The organism is Desulfobacula sp. (assembly GCF_021107415.1).
Window position 1 is genome coordinate 1 of record NZ_JAIOSW010000057.1, and the last position, 18,142, is coordinate 18,142.

The window sequence follows — 18,142 nt, forward strand, 5'->3', positions numbered from 1 at the left end:
CTGTACAAGGGCTTCATTTTCTTCAAGGGTAATTCTTTTCACTTTCCCCACCGACACCCCGGCAATTTCAACAGAAGCTGCAACTTCAAGGCCTTCTATGGATCCAAATCTTGCATCAATCATAAAAGAGTCAGACCCGAATAGATCGACACCACCCAGGTTAACAGATAAATATACCAGGCAGGCAATGCCCACCATCATGAAAATACCGACTGAAATTTCTGTTTTTCTCCCATACATGATAAATAATTTAAATCCTATAGTAATAAAGATGTCAAGATATAATCCACAATAAGAATTGAAAGCGAGGTCAAAACAACTGCATCAGTGGTTGCCTTGCTCACACCTTCCGTGGTGGGTTCAGCTGAAAACCCCATAAACGATGATATCCAGGTGATTAAAAGACCAAAACAAAGAGACTTTAAAATTCCCCCGTAAATATCTTTAAACATGATGGCTGTCACCATCTTCCCCAAATAAGCGCCTTCGTTGACCCCTAACAGCTTTACGCCGACAAGGTATCCACCGGCAATACCCACCAGGTCAAAAAAAGCTGTTAAAAGAGGCAAAGAAAGGATTCCTGCAATAATTTTAGGACTGATCACATATTTCAACGGATCAATGGCCATCATTTCAAGGGCAGGAAACTGATCTGTAATTTTCATGATACCGATTTGTGCAGTAATGGCAGAACCGGCCCTGCCGGTGACCATCAGTGCGCAGAGCACCGGCCCCAACTCCCTGATGATTGAAAGTGAAACCATAACACCAAGGGCTGCCTCCGCTCCAAACTGGCTTAACGAGTAATACCCTTGAATACCTAAGACCATACCGGTGAAAAGGGCCGTAACAAACACAATTAAAAATGATTTTGATCCGATAAATTCAATTTCTTTAATAAGGCGGGATATCCTGAATGGCGGCAGAAATGTCTGAAAAATTGAAACAAATAAAAAAATCCCACTCCTGCCAAAGATCTGAAGCCGATTTAAAGTGGTACGACCAAGTAATGCTGTAACCCCTGTATTCACAACGCTCCTTTAGTCAAATAAAATTTCATCCAGGTAATTTTTATCGGTTCGGGTAAAGGGGATCGGGCCTTCCGGTTCCCCATTGATGAATTGCCTCACCCTTAAATCCTCACTGTTCCTTATCTCTTCCACAGTCCCTCTTGCAATGATATCCCCGTAAAAAAGAATAATAATGTTATCGGCAATTCTAAAGCAGGACTCAATATCATGTGAAACCACCACGGATGTGATATTCAGTGCCCTGTTAAAATCCTTGATAAGCCTATCAATCACTCCTGTTGAAATGGGATCAAGACCGGATGTGGGCTCATCATAAAATATGATTTTAGGGTCCATAACAATGGCACGGGCAAGTCCCACTCGTTTCATCATCCCCCCGGACAGCTGAAAGGGCATCAGATTTTCAGTCCCCCTTAACCCCACCATCTCCAGTTTCATGGTAACAATTGTTTTAATAATATTATCGGCAATTTTTGTATGCTCACGCAAGGGGAATGCTATATTTTCAAAAATATTCAGGTAATTGAAAAGAGCAGATCCCTGGAACAACATGCCCATTTTTTTTCTGATCTCATATATTTTTTTCTTGTTCAGAGTTGTTATATCCATACCATCAAAATAGATAGATCCTGAATCGGGCTTTTCCAGTCCTGTGATCTGCCTTAACAAGGTGCTTTTCCCGGAACCGCTTCCCCCGAGGATGACGGTAATTTTTCCTTTCTCAAAATGACAATTTAAATGATTTGAAGCTGTAACGCTGCCATATTTTTTTACAAGGTTTTCTACTTTGATCATAGCTTACGTTTGTCACTTAATTTTATTTATGAATGTTAATAGATAACTTACCCCATTTGCCGTGTCAACGATAATTACAAAGATTGACAAAGCCTGCAAGGCTTTATATAAAAATTTGATATGGCAATGGAACCTATTCATCTAAGTGTAATGTCACACCCGAAAAACCTGAAACATATCAGGAGCATGATGGCAGATATTACATTAAAGACCGGCCTTTCAAAAGAGGATTCGGGAAGTATTATTCTTGCGGTTGATGAAGCCTGTTCCAATATTATCAGGCACAGCTATGAAAATGACTATAACCGGAAAATTGACATAGCCGTTATATTGGAGACGAATTCTCTAACTATCTCAATTATTGATGATGGAATCAAATTTGATATCAATTCAATTGAACCAAGGGATACAAGTCTTCTTAAACCGGGGGGGCTCGGTATTTATATTATAAAACAGGTCATGGATACCGTAGAATACAGCCGCACTTCAAAAGGATTTAATAAAATAAAAATGGTAAAAAAGCTACTCTCCTGACAATATCATTAATGTCAGATCATCTGACTGAGGTGCCAGCTGTGTTCTGCATTGTCCTTTGATCCATGCCATCTGCTCATCCAGCGGCATTTTTCCTGACTGGATGAGCCAGCGTAAAAATCCTTTTAATCCCAGTTCATTGCCGGGATCTTTTGTTTTCCCATTTTTTAACCGCCCTTCTGTAAACCCGTCTGTATAAAGGTACAGCCGACTGTTCTTTATGGAAAACTGCTTTGCCGGGTGTAATACCCCCGGCAATATACCTAAGGGTGGATCTGTGGCCTCAATTCTTGTAATTGCTTTATCATTCACCAAAAATGGCGGCAGGTGTCCCACATTAATAATATCGAGCCGATTGGATTCAGGGTGCAGCCATCCCCCGACAAAAGTAACAAACATACCCCTGACAGCAGTTTCACAAAGCTCATTATTCATTAGTTGCACAATCTCGCTGATATTATTTACCACTTTGCACAAACACCGGAAAAGGGAGATGGCTTTTGCCATAAGCAATGCGGCTGATGTTCCTTTGCCGGACACATCCCCGAGGCAAAAACAGATAGTACCGTCTTCTTTTGCAAAATAATCATAAAAATCTCCTGACAAATGAAAGGCGGGGATATTAAATGCCCCCACCTGATGAATCCCTTCGATGTCAGGCTGAAGGCTTTGCTGAATCTCCCTTGCTATATCAAGTTCTGCTTCCAGTTTGGCAGCATATTGATCACGCTGTTTTAATGAATTCTGCAACTGCCAGGTCAATTCATGGTAACTGATATTATCGTCAACCAGTTTCCTGTTGACCTGCTCCATAACACTATCAAAATTTATTTGAGAGCCAATAGTAATATTCAATGCACTTGATATTTCTTCAACCAGACCGGGCAAAGAGGATAACAGGGAATCTACTTTATCACCTGCTAAGGCGAAAAGTCTTTTGGATTGCTTTTTAAGGGCGGTCAAAGCACCTGATTTATCATAACAGGTATAAACGGCATTGCATAAATCAGACAAGTGCAGCATTTCTGCCAGGACAGAATGATTTTTTGCCTGTCTATACTTTTGGGTCTCTTTTTTATCGAAAAACAAATGATGATAACCGATTGCAAGAATATAGGATTTTGGCAGGTTCCATTTTTTTGTCAGCATTGCACCAACACTGTCATGGGCAGTATGGAATAACTCTTCTTCCATTTCATGACGCTGCTGGGGAAGATTTGATCTTAATAAAGGCCATCTGTCCACTTTTTCAGGTTCCATAAAAAAGAGAACCAGCAAACCGATATCCTGTAGCATTCCGGCAGTAAATGCTTCTTCAACCGGCTCATTCACTAAATAGGCAAGCTGCTTTGCCGCCACTGCCCTTCGAATTGAATCTTCCCAGAAGGTATCAATATCAAATCCCGGGATTTTGTTCTTTGAAAGCGCCTCTTTCACAGCAAAACATAGTACCAGATTTCTAAGGCTCTCCATGCCCACGGCAACCACTGCATCGGAAATAGTTTTAACATTTTGACGAAATCCAAAAAAAGCTGAATTGACAAGTCCCAGAAGCTGAGCTGTTAATGCCGGGTTTACGGATATCAACTGGGTCAATATATCTATTTGTGCATCATCACGCAGTACGTATTGGATCAGTTGCATGACCCGCCTGTCGGGAACCGGCAGATCCTCCGGGTCAAGATCTCGATAAAAAGCCGCTGCCATCAGAACACACAAAAATAATTTTGATTATTAGCAAAAATACGAATATACATTAGAGCCTCCAGTATCAGATTTGAATCTTCATAATTTCTATCTTTATTTAAACTCAATATTTAAGTCAAGAATACAAAGGAAAGAAAAGAAAAATTTCTTGCGGATAGCTCAAGTTGTTGCTAAGTTTTGTCCATTATCGTATCTTGTTTAAAATTATAATTATTGTATAAGGACACTGACGCTATGTTAAAAAAAAGCACAAAAAATCAAATGGTTGAAAGGCGTTTATCTCCAAGGAAAAGGCTACAGGCCATGGTGAAGGTGGTCAAAAAAAAAGAAGATGCCAGCGAAGAAACATTAAATTACAGCCTTACAGGCCTTTTCCTTAAATGCAATCTTCCTGAAAAATACAATATAAATGATCAAATTGAGATTTCTTTTAAAGATGGAGATGGAGCCAATCAAGTCCATATCGGACAAATTGTAAGAAAATCCTGGGAAGGTGTTGCCATCCATTACCAAAAAAAAACCGACGACTGATCATTTACCTTTCTGTACACTCCACAATCCAGCACATTTCACCCTGCAGGATGTCGCATTTGTGCAATATTTCAAACACCCACAATTATTTTTTCTTCCCCTCTTGCATAAGCCATTTAAATAATTAAATTACTATTTAACAAACAACTTGCCATGTATTGGCAGACTCTTTGCTCTGTTTAGAGGACTTAGAGAACTTGTTTTTAGATAGCTTGTTTTTATTTTTTTAAATGGAATGAACAATAATGTATCACAATAATACAGATTTTTTACAAGACCACTCTTTAACATATATAGAGATGGCTTTAAGAACAGACTGGGTTGAAAGAGTCGCCAATCCTGACGGATATGGAAAAAGAACAGGAGACTGTGGAGATACGGTGGAATTTTTTTTAACCCGTGAAAACAATATTCTTCAATTTGTCTCTTTTTGTGTCCAGGGTTGCATGAACACAACGGCTTGCTGCAACACGGTTGTCAGGTTTGCCAAAGGAAAATCCATTGAATCGGTATGGAACATTTCCCCTGATCAGATAAACAATTTTTTAGAGACACTTCCCGAAGATCATTTCCATTGTGCCGAGCTTGCTGTTGGTGCACTATACCTGGCTCTGGCTGATTTAACATCTGAAAAACCGTAAAATGGAAAAAGATTCAAATGGTCGCATAACTGCGACTCTTTCTGTGTTATTCAAACATCAAAATCTTTGGATGATAATATAACATGCTTAAATTATTACATTATTAATCGACATTTATTTTATTATTCATCATGGCACATGGTTTGCAGATTACAGAACGACAAAACAAAACGAAATATTTAAAGGAGAAAACATATATGATTCATGTACTGCTGGTAAGCCGGGAAAAAACCGTTTTCAAAGAACTTGAAGCAGCATTTTCGGATATCAAAATAACCTTTGATTGGACAGATTCAGCACAAAATGCCCTTTCCATTCTTTCCAAGGAGAAATTTGACCTGTTCATCACCGATGAACAACTGCCGGATATGACAGGGAGGGACCTTATCGAAAAAGTCCTGTTTAAAAATGCCATGATGGATAGTGTGGTTTTAAGCGCATTATCTCATAAAGATTTTCATGAAGCCTATGAAGGTTTGGGCGTTTTGATGCAGTTTCCTGTGGTGCCGGGTAAAGAACAGGCCCGGGATCTTTTGGATCACACAAACCGCATTGCCCGGATTGCAAGCCAAACAAGCAAACCAAAAGGAGAACATATCTGATGATTATCAGTATTGCAAGCGGTAAGGGAGGAACCGGAAAAACGACTGTCTCAACCAATCTTGCACTATCTATTGATCAAGAAGTACAACTTTTAGACTGTGATGTTGAAGAACCCAATTCACATCTTTTTCTAAATCCGGTAATAGAAAAAAAAGAACAGGTTATTGCGCCTGTACCTGAAATTGATCTTGAAAAATGCACATTTTGTAAAAAATGCATGGACATTTGCAGGTATGGTGCCATCGCTGTTTTAAAAAAAGATGTCCTTACCTTTGAAAACCTGTGCCATTCATGCGGCGGCTGCTTTGAAGTCTGTCCTGAAAATGCCGTTATTGAAAAAGAACGGTCTTTAGGTGAAATTGAACATGGATCTTCAAGGGACATCTCTTTTATTCACGGCCGCCTGGAAGTCGGGCAGGTAATGGCGCCCCCTATTATCAAAAAAGTAAGATCATATACTGATCCAAACCTTGTCACCATCATTGATGCGCCTCCCGGAACCTCATGCCCGGTCATTGCAGCAATGAACGGGGCTGATTTTGTCCTTCTGGTAACCGAACCAACCCCTTTTGGCCTTCATGATCTGAAACTTGCCGTTGAAACCGTGAGGATTCTTGACATACCCCACGGACTTGTCATTAACCGGGCAGGCCTGGGCAATGACGATGTTAAACACTATGCCCAAAAGGAAAATATCCCCATACTCATGGAAATTCCTTTTGATAAAGAAATTGCACGAATTTATTCCAATGGTCAAATGGTTGTGGACAAACTCCCTGAGTATAAAGTCAAATTTCAAGATCTGTTTAGGAAAATAGAACAATTGGTGGAAAAGGGAGGACAAAACTAATGAAAGAGCTGGTTATTTTAAGTGGAAAAGGCGGCACAGGAAAAACAACCATTACGGCAGCCTTTGCCTCCCTGGCCGAGAGCATGGTGTTTTGTGATGCAGATGTAGATGCTGCAGATCTTCACCTGATTTTAAAACCTGATTTTAAATTTTCATCGGATTTTGTAGGCGGTAATGAAGCGGTGATCAATCCTGACAAATGTACCGGGTGCGGTCGATGTGTCGAGGTTTGCAGATTCGATGCTGTCAGGTTTGATGATGTCAGGGATACCTTTGAAGTTGACCCCATTGAATGTGAAGGATGCGGGGTTTGCTTTGATCTGTGCCCGGAACAGGCCATTGATTTTCCAGAAGTCGTTTGCGGGCAATGGTATATTTCAGATACAAGGCTTGGTCCCATGGTCCATGCAAGGCTTGGCATTGCCCAGGAGAATTCAGGCAAACTGGTGGCCCTTGTCCGGCAGGAAGCAAGGAAAATAGCAAAAGATAAAAACCTTGATCTGATTCTGACGGACGGACCTCCGGGTATTGGATGCCCTGTTATTGCCTCCATCGGCCAGGCAACAGCCATACTGATCATTGCAGAACCAACGGTTTCAGGTATCCATGACATGGAAAGAGTCGGGCAGCTTTCCAAACACTTTAACATCCCTGCCATGGTCTGCATCAATAAGTATGATCTCAATCCGGATCAAACAAAAAAAATTGAGGAACTTGCCAAAGAGAGCAACATCGCCATTGTGGGTAAAATCTCATTTGACCAGACCTTTACGGAATCCATGATCCAGGCAAAAACCATTTTTGAATACAACGAAGATTCACAGGCCAGTAGTGAAGTACGGCAAGTTTGGGACAATATTCTATCCGTGCCGGAGTTTAAAAATCCTGTGACCAATAATATAATGCAACATTTATAGGAGTGATCAAATTATGAAAAACGGAAGGATAGCAATCCCTTCAAATGGTCAGGGCGGACTTGGCGGAACAAGATCAGGCCATTTCGGTCATTGTGACGTATTTACTTTTATTGACGTGGAAAACGGTGAAATCAAAGAAGTATCAATTCTACAAAATCAGGAACATGCCCAGGGTGGTTGTATGGTACCGGTTAACCTCTTGTCTGACAACAGAGTAACCGCATTGATTGTCGGTGGTATCGGCATGCGGCCTTTGATGGGTTTTAAACAGGTGGGTATTGATGTATATCATGATGATCAGCGGGCAGAAATAGAACCTGTGGTAAGAGATCTTATTGCGGGTAACCTGACGGAAATCACAAATGATCAGGTCTGCGGTGGCGGCGGCGGACAGGTATAATGAGTTATAAAGGAGAACGCTAAAATGAAAGTAGCAGTTACATCACAGGGAGATACGCTGGATTCTCAACTGGACCCAAGATTTGGAAGGGCTGCGTATATTCTCATCGTAGATACGGAAACACTTGAATTTGAAGCATTTGACAATAATGAAAATAAAAATGCATTCAAAGGCGCCGGTACTCAGGCGGCGGCAATTGTTAATGAAAAAGAAGCCAAGGTTCTGCTGACAGGATTCTGCGGCCCCAATGCCTTTACAACCCTGGAAGCTGCCGGTGTAAAAGTGGCCAATGATCAAAGTGGTCGGATAATTGATGTGGTCCAGAAATTTAAGCAGGGCAATGTTGTCTTTGCCGATAATGCCAACAAAGACGGCCACTGGTAAACTATTAAAGTGTGAATAGGAAAGCACCCTGCCGGATAATTACCCGTTCACAAACCAGGGTGTTTTTTCTTATAACCATTCATTAAAAAAAGGAAAGATGAATGCCCCTTTATGAATTCAAGTGTGTGGACTGCGGCGAGCATAGTGAAATCCTCATTATCGGTACACAGGATGAGCCCGCATGCAAATCATGCGGCAGTACAAACATGACAAAACAGATATCAGCCCATTCTTCAATGTCCGGGCCTGCCAAAAACAGCATGCCCGGTCCTGGAGACACAGCATGCTGCGGATCTTCACCCGGCCAGGCTGCCGGTTGTGCCGGTCCTGGAAGCTGTTGTGGAAAGAGCTTTTAATCATGAACAACCTGGATGAATTTTTAGATAACCTTCAAAACGAAATATTTGAAGATGCAAAGCAGGCCCTTGGTGAAAAAGGGTTTCAACGATGGCGCAATCCAAAATTTAATGGAAAAATGGAAAATCCGGATGGTCATGCCAGCGTGACAGGAGAATGCGGTGATACCATGGAAATCTATTTAAAGTTTAAAAATAACCGGATTTCTGATGCTTCCTATTTTACCAACGGCTGTGCTTCAAGCGCTATCGCAGGTTCCTTTGCAGCAGAACTGACCCTGGGCAGAGATCCGGATGAAATTACCGATATTACAGAGGAAACCGTATTAAATACCATTGGAAGGCTCCCTGAAAAAGATTTGCATTGTGCAGGTCTTGCCGCCCGAACCGTCCAGGAAGCGTTGAGTAATTATATGACCCAAAAAGGAAGATGATATGGCGGTATACCGATATGGTGAAAGAGTCCCAAAAATTGGAAAAAACTCATATATCAGCGATTCTGCAAGGGTCATTGGTGATGTAACCATAAAGGATAATTGCTATATCGGTCACGGCGCCATTGTCCGGGGAGATTATGGTAAAATCATTATCGGACCCGGAACCGCCATAGAAGAGAATGCTATTCTCCATATCAGGCCCAATGGTATCCTCACGCTTGAAGAAAGTGTTACCGTCGGTCACGGTGCCATTATCCACGGCAAACTCATAAAATCCCATGCTGTCATCGGAATTGGCTCTGTTATTGGTTTTGATGTTGTCATTGGATCATGGTCTATTATAGCTGAAGGGTGTGTTGTCCCCCAGAACACAATTATTCCGGACGAAAAAATCACCGGGGGTGTTCCTTTTAAAATCATTGGAGATGTCAAACAAAAGCATAAGGATTTCTGGACATACGGAAAACAGCTTTATGTCGACCTTGCCCGTGAATACCCTGAAAAATTTGAAAAACTGTAACCAGGCCTTATTTCAATGGAAATCATTTTAGATTTATCCCGCCATTGCATTGAAACAGCGTCTAAAAAAAAATATGAGCGCCTGATCAGGCAATATTTTAAAACCACTGACACCCAAAAAGAAAATTTTATCCTTGAAGACCAAATCAGTGCCCTAAAATATTTCCTTGAAAAAGCTGATTTTTCTGAACTTAGAAACCGTTGCAGCAATTCCGATTCAGTCGAAAAAAAGGCTGTTCTGATCGTTTCGCAACCTTTTGAAAAAATGCATGTCCGTTTTAACAAGACAATTTTGTACCCGACCTGGAAAAGTGAATAAAGATAAAATAATTTTTTCAGATCTTTTAATTACCCTGTATAACTGCTACGTTAAAAAAAACATGATTAATACTTATGGGAGAAAGGACATATCATTATGAAATTTGAAAAAGTAATTATTGAAACAGATGAAAATCACGTTGCAACACTTACCTTGAACCGCCCTGAAAGTATGAATACCTTTAGCAGCCAGATGGCTGCCGAGCTGAATCAGGCATTTATTGATCTGGATTCAAATCCATCGGTCAGGGTCATTCTTTTAAAGGGATCAGGCAAGGCGTTTTGTGCCGGAATTGACGTAACTGAACTTGCCGGGAAAACAGCCATTGAATACCGCGAATGGATAGAAAAAATGGAACGTCCCCTTGTTACCATTTCAAAACTAAAAAAGCCTGTTATTGCACAGCTTCACGGGGTTGCCGCTGCAAACGGCATGGGCTTGATCGCTGCCGCTGATCTGGTCATTGCCGCAGAGGATGCACGCATGGGCCTGACTGCGATCAACGTCGGACTCAACTGTATTGGACCGATCATCCCTGTTTCCAGATGTGTCGGCCGGAAAAAGGCATTGGAACTCTTACTATATGGAAATCTGATAAAAACTCCCGAAGCACTGTCTCTTGGACTGATAAATAAAATTGTCCCCAACGACGAGCTTGAATCCCAGGCCCTTAAATGGGCAATAGAACTGGCGCAAAAAAGCCCCATAGCCGTCCAGATTGCAAAAACTACCTTTTATCATTCCGAGGATATGAATTATGAAGCACAGTTTGCTTATATGAATGAGGCCTTTGCCCGTTTATGCACTACAGACGACGCAAAAGAAGGGGTCAATGCATTTTTTGAGAAACGACCCCCTGTCTGGCAGGAAAAATAAGCCTTATATTTTGTAACCATAGTTATTTTTTTGATGGAAAATATCACAAGTTATTTTAGCTATTCGGCATATTTAACAGCAATAGAATGGGTTATCCCCTCTTTGGGAGTATAATCGCATGTATTAAGTTTTATTATAACAGGCATATTGTCTGGAATAATCGTTCCTACAGCACCTTTAGCAATCGTTTGATATCTTTTTATGAGTTGATCAGTTATCCTGCCCGAAGAATCAGCCATGCCTTCATATGTGGCGGAATGCACGAATCGATTTTTTATTTCTACATTACCGATATATTGCGGTGTCAAAAGAATAGTCATAGCAATAACTTTCTATTCAGGATTTATTTAAATGGCGAACAATACAGAACCATCATCCCCTCTTGCTTGTCAAGAAAGGATGATATCAGCGGAGGTGCCAATATGAATATGAACTCTGATCTTATCAACCAATTCAATATCGCGTGGAACAGGACATATCAATAGGGAAAAATACCTATTTTTATTGAATTTCATTTCTTATTTTGTTAAAGCATTCTCAGAACCTCTTTTCGATACCCCACTCTTTTACTGCGCTGAATGCAAATTGTTTATATTTCCCCTGTAGAAACAGCGGTTGATTTGTTTAATATGCCAGATGACAGAATTCTGTGTCCCCATTTAGATCGATTGAAGCTGGCATCCAACGGCTGTTTTTATCAGTGTGACTGGTGTTATTTAAAATTGACCTATCGGGCCGTTTAAGAATCCGGCTTGATCCCATAGTTCCATTTAAAGGATGGAAAGAAGCTTACGCAGAGACCATTAAATTGATCTTTGACAAGATTGCTCCTGAGCGTATAACCATTGGAACCCTGCGGTTTGAAAAGGGATTTTATGGTATGAAAAACACCATATTTACCACCGGGCCTTTCTTGCCTAAAATTTTGGGACAAATGGGACCAATGTTTGAGCCTAAATTATTTGAAGGGTCCAAAACTCCTAAAGCTGGTAAATATAGTTTTTCTGAAAAAAAGCGAATCCAGATTTTTAAATTTGTTATTGAGGAGATCAGGAAATACTCTGACTGTAAAATTGCCCTTTGTAAAGAATCTGATAATGTCTGGAACGATACAGGCCTGGAACTTTCAAAGTATAGTTGCGTTTGCCAATTGGATTATGCTGATATGAGTTGAATTTGACTTAAAACGGTTATAAGTGATGGCGGTAAGGAATGGAAAAAAGTAATGACAATAATGTGTTATTTATAAAAAAGGTAAAAAATATAAATGAACGTAGAAGTTATCAAAGCCAATTATTTGAATACCAGGCACGAAAAAGAAATCCAGTTTCTGTTAAATGTCTATGCATCTGATCCAATGGGAGGGGGAAAGCCGCTCGACAACAAAATAAAAGAAACTATTGTTAAAGAATTATCTAAGCTTCCTTATGCATTCAGTCTCATAACATATGTCGAAAGAGAACCTGCTGGCCTGGCTAATTGCTTTGAATCATTTTCCACATTTGCTTGTAGGCCACTAATAAATATTCATGATTTCGTTGTATTAGAAAAATACAGAGGGAATGGTATTAGCCAGAAAATGTTAAAAAAGGTCGAAGAAATTGCATTATCTAAGGGCTGCTGTAAGATAACTTTGGAAATCCTTAGCAATAATGAAGCTGCAAAAGCATCATATAAAAAATTTGGGTTTACCAGCTACGAGTTAGACCCAAAGGAAGGCGTTGCTCTATTTTGGCAAAAAAATATAATGGAGGATAAAATATTTTAATGGAATATTTAGATACAGATAATCTTGAAAAAATACATAATCGAAATTTAAATATTTCCAGCTATATTGTTGATGACGAGCACATATTAATTGCAGGAGAATTTAAAGAAAGAAATCTGATAACTGTTTATGAGAGCTCTGGTGAACCTATTGAACCTAAAGTTTTTCATTATATGCAAATTCAACTGCTTATCAAAAGGGCTGAATTGAAAATTGTGGATATTCATGTGAAAATTCCAGGTGCTCCTCATGATAATATTTGCAGGGAAATGGAAAACAGTCTTGATAAAATAAAGGACCTCACTATTGCTCCGGGATTCACAGCCAAAGTCAAAAAAATTGCAGGTGGTATAAAAGGATGTGTCCATTTGACAACATTGCTTTTATCTATGGCACCAGCTGCATTTCAGGGATACTGGATATTTGGAGCACGTGAAGAATATAGAAGTGAAAATTCAATTCTTGATATCGAAAAATATTTAGTGGATACCTGCTGGGCATGGCGCAAAGATGGCCCGTTAACTAAATAAATAACGATTGTAAAATGGCGTTGTGGGTTTGATTCTGCAGCGCCAATTTTTTTTAGAAACAAACTGGCCGGGGTCGGAAACAAACCGACTGATTTCCGGAAACAATCTGAAGAAGTTGAGTTTCAAATTCAAAGTGATATTTTTATATTGAAGCTATGAAAAAATTGTTGCCATGTTTTTATATATTGGTATTCAAATGGCAAATTTTATATCATAGGTTATTGTATGATGCGGAAAACAATGAGAACATTTGCTTGCGATCGAATTAAAACCATTGATATCACTGATGAAACATTTATGATAACCCTTTTCAGCTGGAGCTTTTAAAACTTCTCATTACAGAAAATCAGAAGAATTCAAGTTTCTGGGTATGCGGAGATGATCATCAAAGTATATATGGGTTCACCGGAGCCAGTGTGGGTAATATTCTTAATTTAAAACCATGTTCCCTATATCAGAGCAGTTCATTCTTGAGTTAAATTTCAGATCCACAAAAAAAATAGTACAATTATTCAATAATTTATCAGCGTGAAATTGTAAAACGGGTGATCTCGCATATTGCAATGGCCGTTATTCTGGTTCATAATCATCTTTCTGGAGATCCGGAACCTTCACCTGATGATAAAAAAATAACAATGAAAGTTGGCATATCTCTTATGAGCATGAATGTTAAGCTGCATGATCATATAATTATTGGCGATAGTTATCATTCCATGGCTGATGCTGGATATATCAAAAAAATTACTGACCGGATGAAAAATTTGATTTCTGTGTATTGAATTTTTCTAAATCAAAAATAAATAATGGAAAGGATAAAAAATAATGACAGAACCAAAAATTAAACCCACTGTGAAACTTATTGATACCGATAGTAATGCATTGGCCATAATCGGGCGTGTCAAAGATGCTCTTGTTAAAGCTGCCACAGCAAATTAATTTATCCGATTCCCTTTTTGTGCCGTCAGGGCATGAGGTTAGTTAGAAGTACCATAAACATTTGCAAATTCTGATAAATCCAAACCGTCCACAGTGCCATCACCGTTAAAATCACCTTTAATACCGATATCGCATAAGATTACAAATTCGGAAGAGGCTTGCATTCCTCCATCATCTGTTACTGTTAAAGTTGCATCATAAAACCCAGGCCTAAGGCCTGAAATTGTTGTGATCTCGCCCGAAGCATTTCTGTTAAAAGATGAATTTCCTCTGCAAATAAGATTCCAAGACCAGGATACAATTGAACCTACACTCTGACCTCCATCAAGAGTTACTTCACCATAAACCTTGCGGTCAGGGCCTGGGATAGATACTGGGTACTTACAATCACCAATGTGGGCAATTTGGGTATCACCCGCGAAAGTGAATTTGTTATATATAGAGGCATAAGAAGTATTAACAATATGACCTATGAAATTTTCAATATTGATATTAAGTTGGTTTACAATATTTTCATCAAGATTATATTCATAAATTCCAGCAGAGTTATTATCTTGCATAACATAGTCTAAATACTGGTTTCCATCCAAAAGTTTTATTCTAAAAAGTGATCCTGAGCCAACTGTGATTTTTGCGGCTGGAGAATCTCCAACAACATAAAAAGTGATTCTTTTACTCCCCTGGTCTGCCAAAACTCTTATTGCAATATTTCCAGATACTGCAACATCTTGTGATACCACACTCAACGGCCCATATGTTCCAGGCGACATTGAAGGTATGCTTGTTCCAGTGGTAAAAGTAGCAGAAGTATGATTAAAAGAAATAATTGTTACTTGAGAATTGATCGCATTTCCCACAATCAAATAATCAATGGGGTAACATATTGAAACATTTGCTGGTAAGTCAAGAGACCACCAGTCACCTGCTAGTAACTCTGAGTCTTGACTAAACTGAAATTCGACAAACCCTGCACGTTCACAGGTCCCACCATCACAGACGAAGGTACTAGTCGAAGTTACATCTACGGTATTGCCTGCATTGCATACGACATAACTGGATATTATAAATGCTGTAATTAAGAAAAAAATGGAATTGATTTTCAAAAATTGTTTCATAATAATTTTCCTTTAAATAAAAAACTTTTAATTATACGATCTCTTAAAGGTGCTGTGTCAACCAATTAAATCGTTGGCTTTCCGTCCCAGTATTTTTACTGAGTTGGTTTTTTCATTTTAATGTTCCTTCCCTTCGTTAAAGCAATATTTATACCATGCTTTTATGTAAATGACTATGTTGAGGGTTGGAACAATTCTATTCCAAGGATGTAAGTGATAAAGCCAGAGCCAAGTTCAAGAAGAAGATTACAACGTCTATCGAAACCAGGTCGTCGGTCTTTACCGGATCTTCTTTCAGGGAAATACTCGGCATATGAGAATATCCGCCTGTCATTTCCTGAACGCCTGCCATCATTATCCAGTAATACAGTAGTTGCCTTCATGCGATACTTATTTGCTAAGTTTTTTTCTGCTAATGCCTGCAAAATAAGAACATCATTGTAAAAGTGAATATAATCTTTTTTTTCATATTCCTTCCTCCAAATTATAATTAATAATTATAATTACTTAGTAAATTAAAATCGAACCTTATTTATAATAGCCTGCAAAAAATATACCAATATTATCGTATGTCAAGAGTCCTATTTGGTAGTATTTATTAATATTTAACTCATATAATATTCAGCATAGGATAGGGTGCTTTAAGGTTTTTAGATATGAAATTTAAATATATGGAAGACCGTATAATCAAATGAAATAATTTTAATTTAATAAATGAATGATTTTCATCAAATTGTGAATTTTTAAAATTAGGTAAAAAATGTAATAAAACTATGAAATTAATGTACTAGTTTTAGGAAAACTTTTTCCTAATGATTTTATTCTTTTTGGGTGAGTCGTGCATTCAATTATACAGGAAAAAGTAAAATCATAATATTTAAATTTCCATTCAACTTTGTTGAGTAACCGGATTTTTCAAAATTTCCATCCGGGGGGTTCTGAAAATGTTCTTTTTATATTTAAAAAGTTGAATCCATAGAGCTGGAGCCTGGCATAAAATGTTGTGTTGTGAATCTGGCATTGAATGAATTGAGTACCACGATTATTGATGCTTTAACTTACTATAACTATGTAAAAAAAGTTATAGATTTATGTAAAAAATATCTCATTTTTTACATAGTGTTCTAAATATACTACTGTAGTTCTTCATGGAAACCAAGCAGGATGGAACGCTTTGTGTTTTTATATAAATGATGGCATAATAATTGCTTCTAAATTTTGGGTTGATAATTGTTCAGAACTATAAGGAGGCTAAATCAAATGAAGAAATTTTTAAATTTATTGTCAGGTCTTTTTTTCATGATCTTAACAGCTGGAGTGGTAAATTCTGCTACTATCGTTGATACGGGTACAAAGGGAATAAATTATGGATTCAATTTTTATCAGTACCAATGTCCAGCAGCAGAGTTCACAATTGGCGAAAAATACACTATTACCGATATAGAGTCATGGTTGTGGAAGCAGGATCTTTCTGGATTAGGTATAAATCCAGATGAATCTTATCACACCGTCACGGTGACTCTGTATGCAGATGGTGGTGAAGTACCGGGGAATTTTAAATATAGCGGTACATTCGACACAAATATTGGCACCGTTGGTACGGGAGATTGGTATGGCATACATGGTGTCTCATGGGAATTAGATATTGGTACCTATTGGGTTTCTTTCACAGAAGCAACTATGTGGACCGGAGCTTGGATAGGAGAGGCAGTTACTCAATTAGGAAATGAAGCGATTTCGGACAATTCTGGGTCTACGTGGATCGAATATGATAATTTTGCAATGCCATTAAGAATACAAGGTAATGCTGCCGCAGTCCCTATACCATCAGCAATATCTCTCCTCGGTCTTGGCCTTCTCGCTATAGCAGGAGTAAGAAGAAAACAATAATAATAAGTTCATTAAAATAACACAACAACTTGGGCAGGGTCATTGAATTGGCTCTGCCCTATAGCGCTCACATAAATTGAGACGGTTTCGCTCTGATAAATTAAGACGTTGCTTCACAACACAATTCACAAAAATAGCATTTTTTCATTTCCAGGTAGTTTCTATAGGCAGATTTAAAAATAGATTTCAGTTGTTCAAATTGGATGGAATTTTCAGAGATGAGAATTTTGTTGAAGCACTTCATTCCAGTCATGCCCGGTTGGGCGAAGTCTTTTTATCGAAGGATATTGTTTGATCTTTTTTTTTGCCATACTTTCACCGGTTCTGTCGGTATCAAAACCACAATAGATTTCACAACCGTTTCTTAAAAAATTATGTACCCATGCCGGATCAGCCATCGCACCTGAAGTCAGCATAGAGTTTTCCGGATTTGATGAGATTGTTTACGCGTGACCTTCAGGTTATAAGCCGTTGGGGGATACAACGAACCTATCTACAGCTTGGCACACAAAATAGTGTAAGGGATAAAATTGAAAACAGTGCAGATAATTTATAATTTGTCTAATTTTCAAAAAGTTGCATAAAAAATGTAAAGGCTCCCCCTTAGTACAGAAATATGCCCCCCCCCTTTTTTTTTGATTTTCCGGCTACATTATCATTTTATAATATTCAAACAAACTCAAAAAAGAAATCATACAAAAGGCCTGGTGATCAACAACTTTACGATGAGCGATTAAGATCAGCATAATTTCTAAGAATTACCAAACCAATGCTAAAAATCCCAATCATGCTTCATGTTTTTACTTTAATTCAGTGGCCTGATTTGAATATTTCACTTTATTTAACAATAAAAGTGGGGACAGAGTGGGGACTGGGCAAACATAGAAGCAAAAAAGCCCTTGAGGAAAAACCCCAAGAGCCTTGATATCAAATGGTACGCCTGGAGGGATTCGAACCCCCGGCCTACGGATTAGAAGTCCGTTGCTCTATCCAGCTGAGCTAC

The 18,142-nt window shown here is 38.8% G+C and carries 28 protein-coding genes; 20 read left to right on the forward strand and 8 right to left on the reverse strand.

Annotated features, from left to right (window positions below; all coding sequences use genetic code 11):
• The 3 genes from K8S13_RS03100 to K8S13_RS03110 all read right to left on the reverse strand — a co-directional run.
• Positions 1-240: MlaD family protein (locus K8S13_RS03100; protein ID WP_291460358.1), on the reverse strand; the 240-nt coding region annotated here is incomplete at its 3' end.
• A 17-nt stretch (positions 241-257) separates the two neighbouring features.
• Positions 258-1,031, reverse strand: a complete 774-nt coding sequence (locus K8S13_RS03105; protein WP_291460359.1) for an MlaE family lipid ABC transporter permease subunit — start codon at positions 1,029-1,031, stop codon at positions 258-260.
• Positions 1,032-1,040: 9 nt separating this feature from the next.
• Positions 1,041-1,826 carry an ABC transporter ATP-binding protein gene (locus K8S13_RS03110; protein ID WP_291460360.1) on the reverse strand — a complete coding sequence of 262 codons (786 nt, stop codon included), beginning with the start codon at positions 1,824-1,826 and terminating at the stop codon, positions 1,041-1,043.
• 126 nt (positions 1,827-1,952) lie between these two features.
• On the opposite strand from K8S13_RS03110, the gene K8S13_RS03115 reads away from it, so the two are divergent.
• On the forward strand, positions 1,953-2,360 hold the full coding sequence (locus tag K8S13_RS03115) for an ATP-binding protein (protein WP_291460362.1): 408 nt from the start codon (positions 1,953-1,955) through the stop codon (positions 2,358-2,360).
• On the opposite strand, the gene K8S13_RS03120 is transcribed toward K8S13_RS03115, so the two are convergent.
• Positions 2,349-4,067 carry an HDOD domain-containing protein gene (locus K8S13_RS03120; RefSeq protein WP_291460364.1) on the reverse strand — a complete coding sequence of 573 codons (1,719 nt, stop codon included), beginning with the start codon at positions 4,065-4,067 and terminating at the stop codon, positions 2,349-2,351. The two genes, K8S13_RS03115 and K8S13_RS03120, sit on opposite strands and share 12 nt — an antisense overlap.
• Positions 4,068-4,301: 234 nt before the next feature.
• Between K8S13_RS03120 and K8S13_RS03125 the strand changes: the two genes are divergently transcribed.
• The 12 genes from K8S13_RS03125 to K8S13_RS03180 all read left to right on the forward strand — a co-directional run bounded on the left by K8S13_RS03125 (position 4,302) and on the right by K8S13_RS03180 (position 10,900).
• Positions 4,302-4,598 (forward strand): PilZ domain-containing protein, encoded by a 297-nt coding sequence (locus K8S13_RS03125; RefSeq protein ID WP_291460365.1) that lies wholly within the window; start codon positions 4,302-4,304, stop codon positions 4,596-4,598.
• A 245-nt stretch (positions 4,599-4,843) separates the two neighbouring features.
• Entirely contained in the window at positions 4,844-5,239 is a 396-nt protein-coding gene (locus tag K8S13_RS03130; RefSeq protein ID WP_291460367.1) for an iron-sulfur cluster assembly scaffold protein, read from the forward strand.
• Positions 5,240-5,436: 197 nt separating this feature from the next.
• Positions 5,437-5,841: a response regulator gene (locus tag K8S13_RS03135; RefSeq protein WP_291460369.1), complete on the forward strand. Its 405-nt coding sequence runs from the start codon at positions 5,437-5,439 to the stop codon at positions 5,839-5,841.
• The gene (locus K8S13_RS03140; protein WP_291460372.1) at positions 5,841-6,692 is read left to right on the forward strand and encodes an ATP-binding protein; all 852 of its coding nucleotides are present in this window, start codon (positions 5,841-5,843) and stop codon (positions 6,690-6,692) included. The genes K8S13_RS03135 and K8S13_RS03140 overlap by 1 nt, the downstream gene beginning before the upstream one ends.
• The gene (locus K8S13_RS03145; protein ID WP_291460373.1) at positions 6,692-7,609 is read left to right on the forward strand and encodes a 4Fe-4S binding protein; all 918 of its coding nucleotides are present in this window, start codon (positions 6,692-6,694) and stop codon (positions 7,607-7,609) included. The genes K8S13_RS03140 and K8S13_RS03145 overlap by 1 nt, the downstream gene beginning before the upstream one ends.
• 13 nt (positions 7,610-7,622) lie before the next feature.
• A complete protein-coding gene (locus K8S13_RS03150; RefSeq protein WP_291460375.1) occupies positions 7,623-8,009 on the forward strand; it encodes a NifB/NifX family molybdenum-iron cluster-binding protein in 387 nt (128 codons plus the stop codon).
• Between the two features lie 24 nt (positions 8,010-8,033).
• Positions 8,034-8,393 carry a NifB/NifX family molybdenum-iron cluster-binding protein gene (locus K8S13_RS03155; protein ID WP_291460377.1) on the forward strand — a complete coding sequence of 120 codons (360 nt, stop codon included), beginning with the start codon at positions 8,034-8,036 and terminating at the stop codon, positions 8,391-8,393.
• Positions 8,394-8,494: 101 nt separating this feature from the next.
• Entirely contained in the window at positions 8,495-8,749 is a 255-nt protein-coding gene (locus K8S13_RS03160; RefSeq protein WP_291460378.1) for a zinc ribbon domain-containing protein, read from the forward strand.
• The gene (locus tag K8S13_RS03165) at positions 8,677-9,183 is read left to right on the forward strand and encodes an iron-sulfur cluster assembly scaffold protein (RefSeq protein ID WP_291460380.1); all 507 of its coding nucleotides are present in this window, start codon (positions 8,677-8,679) and stop codon (positions 9,181-9,183) included. The genes K8S13_RS03160 and K8S13_RS03165 overlap by 73 nt, the downstream gene beginning before the upstream one ends.
• Position 9,184: 1 nt before the next feature.
• Complete coding sequence (locus K8S13_RS03170) at positions 9,185-9,706, forward strand: gamma carbonic anhydrase family protein (RefSeq protein WP_291460383.1); 522 nt, start codon at positions 9,185-9,187, stop codon at positions 9,704-9,706.
• Positions 9,707-9,721: 15 nt separating this feature from the next.
• Complete coding sequence (locus K8S13_RS03175; RefSeq protein ID WP_291460385.1) at positions 9,722-10,024, forward strand: hypothetical protein; 303 nt, start codon at positions 9,722-9,724, stop codon at positions 10,022-10,024.
• Between the two features lie 96 nt (positions 10,025-10,120).
• Positions 10,121-10,900, forward strand: a complete 780-nt coding sequence (locus K8S13_RS03180; protein WP_291460386.1) for an enoyl-CoA hydratase-related protein — start codon at positions 10,121-10,123, stop codon at positions 10,898-10,900.
• Between the two features lie 59 nt (positions 10,901-10,959).
• Here K8S13_RS03180 and K8S13_RS03185 read toward each other — a convergent pair whose 3' ends face one another.
• Complete coding sequence (locus K8S13_RS03185) at positions 10,960-11,220, reverse strand: hypothetical protein (protein WP_291460387.1); 261 nt, start codon at positions 11,218-11,220, stop codon at positions 10,960-10,962.
• Positions 11,221-11,609: 389 nt separating this feature from the next.
• Between K8S13_RS03185 and K8S13_RS03190 the strand changes: the two genes are divergently transcribed.
• From K8S13_RS03190 to K8S13_RS03210, 6 genes are all read left to right on the forward strand, one after another.
• Complete coding sequence (locus K8S13_RS03190; RefSeq protein WP_291460389.1) at positions 11,610-12,074, forward strand: hypothetical protein; 465 nt, start codon at positions 11,610-11,612, stop codon at positions 12,072-12,074.
• Between the two features lie 93 nt (positions 12,075-12,167).
• Positions 12,168-12,668 carry an N-acetyltransferase gene (locus K8S13_RS03195; protein ID WP_291460391.1) on the forward strand — a complete coding sequence of 167 codons (501 nt, stop codon included), beginning with the start codon at positions 12,168-12,170 and terminating at the stop codon, positions 12,666-12,668.
• Complete coding sequence (locus K8S13_RS03200) at positions 12,668-13,198, forward strand: DUF2889 domain-containing protein (RefSeq protein ID WP_291460393.1); 531 nt, start codon at positions 12,668-12,670, stop codon at positions 13,196-13,198. Before K8S13_RS03195 ends, K8S13_RS03200 begins: the two co-directional genes overlap by 1 nt.
• Positions 13,199-13,438: 240 nt before the next feature.
• Positions 13,439-13,525, forward strand: coding sequence for a hypothetical protein (locus tag K8S13_RS25555; protein ID WP_367172517.1), 87 nt, complete (start codon positions 13,439-13,441; stop codon positions 13,523-13,525).
• Positions 13,526-13,533: 8 nt separating this feature from the next.
• Positions 13,534-13,677, forward strand: coding sequence for a UvrD-helicase domain-containing protein (locus K8S13_RS03205; RefSeq protein ID WP_291460403.1), 144 nt, complete (start codon positions 13,534-13,536; stop codon positions 13,675-13,677).
• 39 nt (positions 13,678-13,716) lie between these two features.
• Positions 13,717-13,977 (forward strand): JAB domain-containing protein, encoded by a 261-nt coding sequence (locus tag K8S13_RS03210; protein ID WP_291460404.1) that lies wholly within the window; start codon positions 13,717-13,719, stop codon positions 13,975-13,977.
• 195 nt (positions 13,978-14,172) lie between these two features.
• Here the strand turns inward: K8S13_RS03210 and K8S13_RS03215 are convergent, their stop codons facing one another.
• Positions 14,173-15,249, reverse strand: coding sequence for a hypothetical protein (locus K8S13_RS03215; RefSeq protein ID WP_291460395.1), 1,077 nt, complete (start codon positions 15,247-15,249; stop codon positions 14,173-14,175).
• Between the two features lie 173 nt (positions 15,250-15,422).
• Entirely contained in the window at positions 15,423-15,632 is a 210-nt protein-coding gene (locus tag K8S13_RS03220) for a hypothetical protein (RefSeq protein WP_291460397.1), read from the reverse strand.
• A gap of 877 nt (positions 15,633-16,509) precedes the next feature.
• On the opposite strand from K8S13_RS03220, the gene K8S13_RS03225 reads away from it, so the two are divergent.
• Positions 16,510-17,139 carry a hypothetical protein gene (locus K8S13_RS03225; protein WP_291460399.1) on the forward strand — a complete coding sequence of 210 codons (630 nt, stop codon included), beginning with the start codon at positions 16,510-16,512 and terminating at the stop codon, positions 17,137-17,139.
• A 212-nt stretch (positions 17,140-17,351) separates the two neighbouring features.
• Here the strand turns inward: K8S13_RS03225 and K8S13_RS03230 are convergent, their stop codons facing one another.
• Entirely contained in the window at positions 17,352-17,555 is a 204-nt protein-coding gene (locus tag K8S13_RS03230; protein WP_291460401.1) for a toprim domain-containing protein, read from the reverse strand.
• Between the last annotated feature and the right edge of the window lie 587 nt (positions 17,556-18,142).

What these genes read in the sequence shown, in the direction of transcription:
- K8S13_RS03110 (WP_291460360.1), bottom strand. Translation starts at nt 1,826, where the DNA reads ATGATCAAAGTAGAAAACCTTGTAAAAAAATATGGCAGCGTTACAGCT.
- K8S13_RS03115 (WP_291460362.1), top strand. Translation starts at nt 1,953, where the DNA reads ATGGAACCTATTCATCTAAGTGTAATGTCACACCCGAAAAACCTGAAA.
- K8S13_RS03120 (WP_291460364.1), bottom strand. Translation starts at nt 4,067, where the DNA reads ATGGCAGCGGCTTTTTATCGAGATCTTGACCCGGAGGATCTGCCGGTT.
- K8S13_RS03125 (WP_291460365.1), top strand. Translation starts at nt 4,302, where the DNA reads ATGTTAAAAAAAAGCACAAAAAATCAAATGGTTGAAAGGCGTTTATCT.
- K8S13_RS03130 (WP_291460367.1), top strand. Translation starts at nt 4,844, where the DNA reads ATGTATCACAATAATACAGATTTTTTACAAGACCACTCTTTAACATAT.
- K8S13_RS03135 (WP_291460369.1), top strand. Translation starts at nt 5,437, where the DNA reads ATGATTCATGTACTGCTGGTAAGCCGGGAAAAAACCGTTTTCAAAGAA.
- K8S13_RS03140 (WP_291460372.1), top strand. Translation starts at nt 5,841, where the DNA reads ATGATTATCAGTATTGCAAGCGGTAAGGGAGGAACCGGAAAAACGACT.
- K8S13_RS03145 (WP_291460373.1), top strand. Translation starts at nt 6,692, where the DNA reads ATGAAAGAGCTGGTTATTTTAAGTGGAAAAGGCGGCACAGGAAAAACA.
- K8S13_RS03150 (WP_291460375.1), top strand. Translation starts at nt 7,623, where the DNA reads ATGAAAAACGGAAGGATAGCAATCCCTTCAAATGGTCAGGGCGGACTT.
- K8S13_RS03155 (WP_291460377.1), top strand. Translation starts at nt 8,034, where the DNA reads ATGAAAGTAGCAGTTACATCACAGGGAGATACGCTGGATTCTCAACTG.
- K8S13_RS03160 (WP_291460378.1), top strand. Translation starts at nt 8,495, where the DNA reads ATGCCCCTTTATGAATTCAAGTGTGTGGACTGCGGCGAGCATAGTGAA.
- K8S13_RS03165 (WP_291460380.1), top strand. Translation starts at nt 8,677, where the DNA reads ATGCTGCGGATCTTCACCCGGCCAGGCTGCCGGTTGTGCCGGTCCTGG.
- K8S13_RS03170 (WP_291460383.1), top strand. Translation starts at nt 9,185, where the DNA reads ATGGCGGTATACCGATATGGTGAAAGAGTCCCAAAAATTGGAAAAAAC.
- K8S13_RS03175 (WP_291460385.1), top strand. Translation starts at nt 9,722, where the DNA reads ATGGAAATCATTTTAGATTTATCCCGCCATTGCATTGAAACAGCGTCT.
- K8S13_RS03180 (WP_291460386.1), top strand. Translation starts at nt 10,121, where the DNA reads ATGAAATTTGAAAAAGTAATTATTGAAACAGATGAAAATCACGTTGCA.
- K8S13_RS03185 (WP_291460387.1), bottom strand. Translation starts at nt 11,220, where the DNA reads ATGACTATTCTTTTGACACCGCAATATATCGGTAATGTAGAAATAAAA.
- K8S13_RS03195 (WP_291460391.1), top strand. Translation starts at nt 12,168, where the DNA reads ATGAACGTAGAAGTTATCAAAGCCAATTATTTGAATACCAGGCACGAA.
- K8S13_RS03200 (WP_291460393.1), top strand. Translation starts at nt 12,668, where the DNA reads ATGGAATATTTAGATACAGATAATCTTGAAAAAATACATAATCGAAAT.
- K8S13_RS25555 (WP_367172517.1), top strand. Translation starts at nt 13,439, where the DNA reads ATGAGAACATTTGCTTGCGATCGAATTAAAACCATTGATATCACTGAT.
- K8S13_RS03215 (WP_291460395.1), bottom strand. Translation starts at nt 15,249, where the DNA reads ATGAAACAATTTTTGAAAATCAATTCCATTTTTTTCTTAATTACAGCA.
- K8S13_RS03220 (WP_291460397.1), bottom strand. Translation starts at nt 15,632, where the DNA reads ATGAAGGCAACTACTGTATTACTGGATAATGATGGCAGGCGTTCAGGA.
- K8S13_RS03225 (WP_291460399.1), top strand. Translation starts at nt 16,510, where the DNA reads ATGAAGAAATTTTTAAATTTATTGTCAGGTCTTTTTTTCATGATCTTA.
- K8S13_RS03230 (WP_291460401.1), bottom strand. Translation starts at nt 17,555, where the DNA reads ATGCTGACTTCAGGTGCGATGGCTGATCCGGCATGGGTACATAATTTT.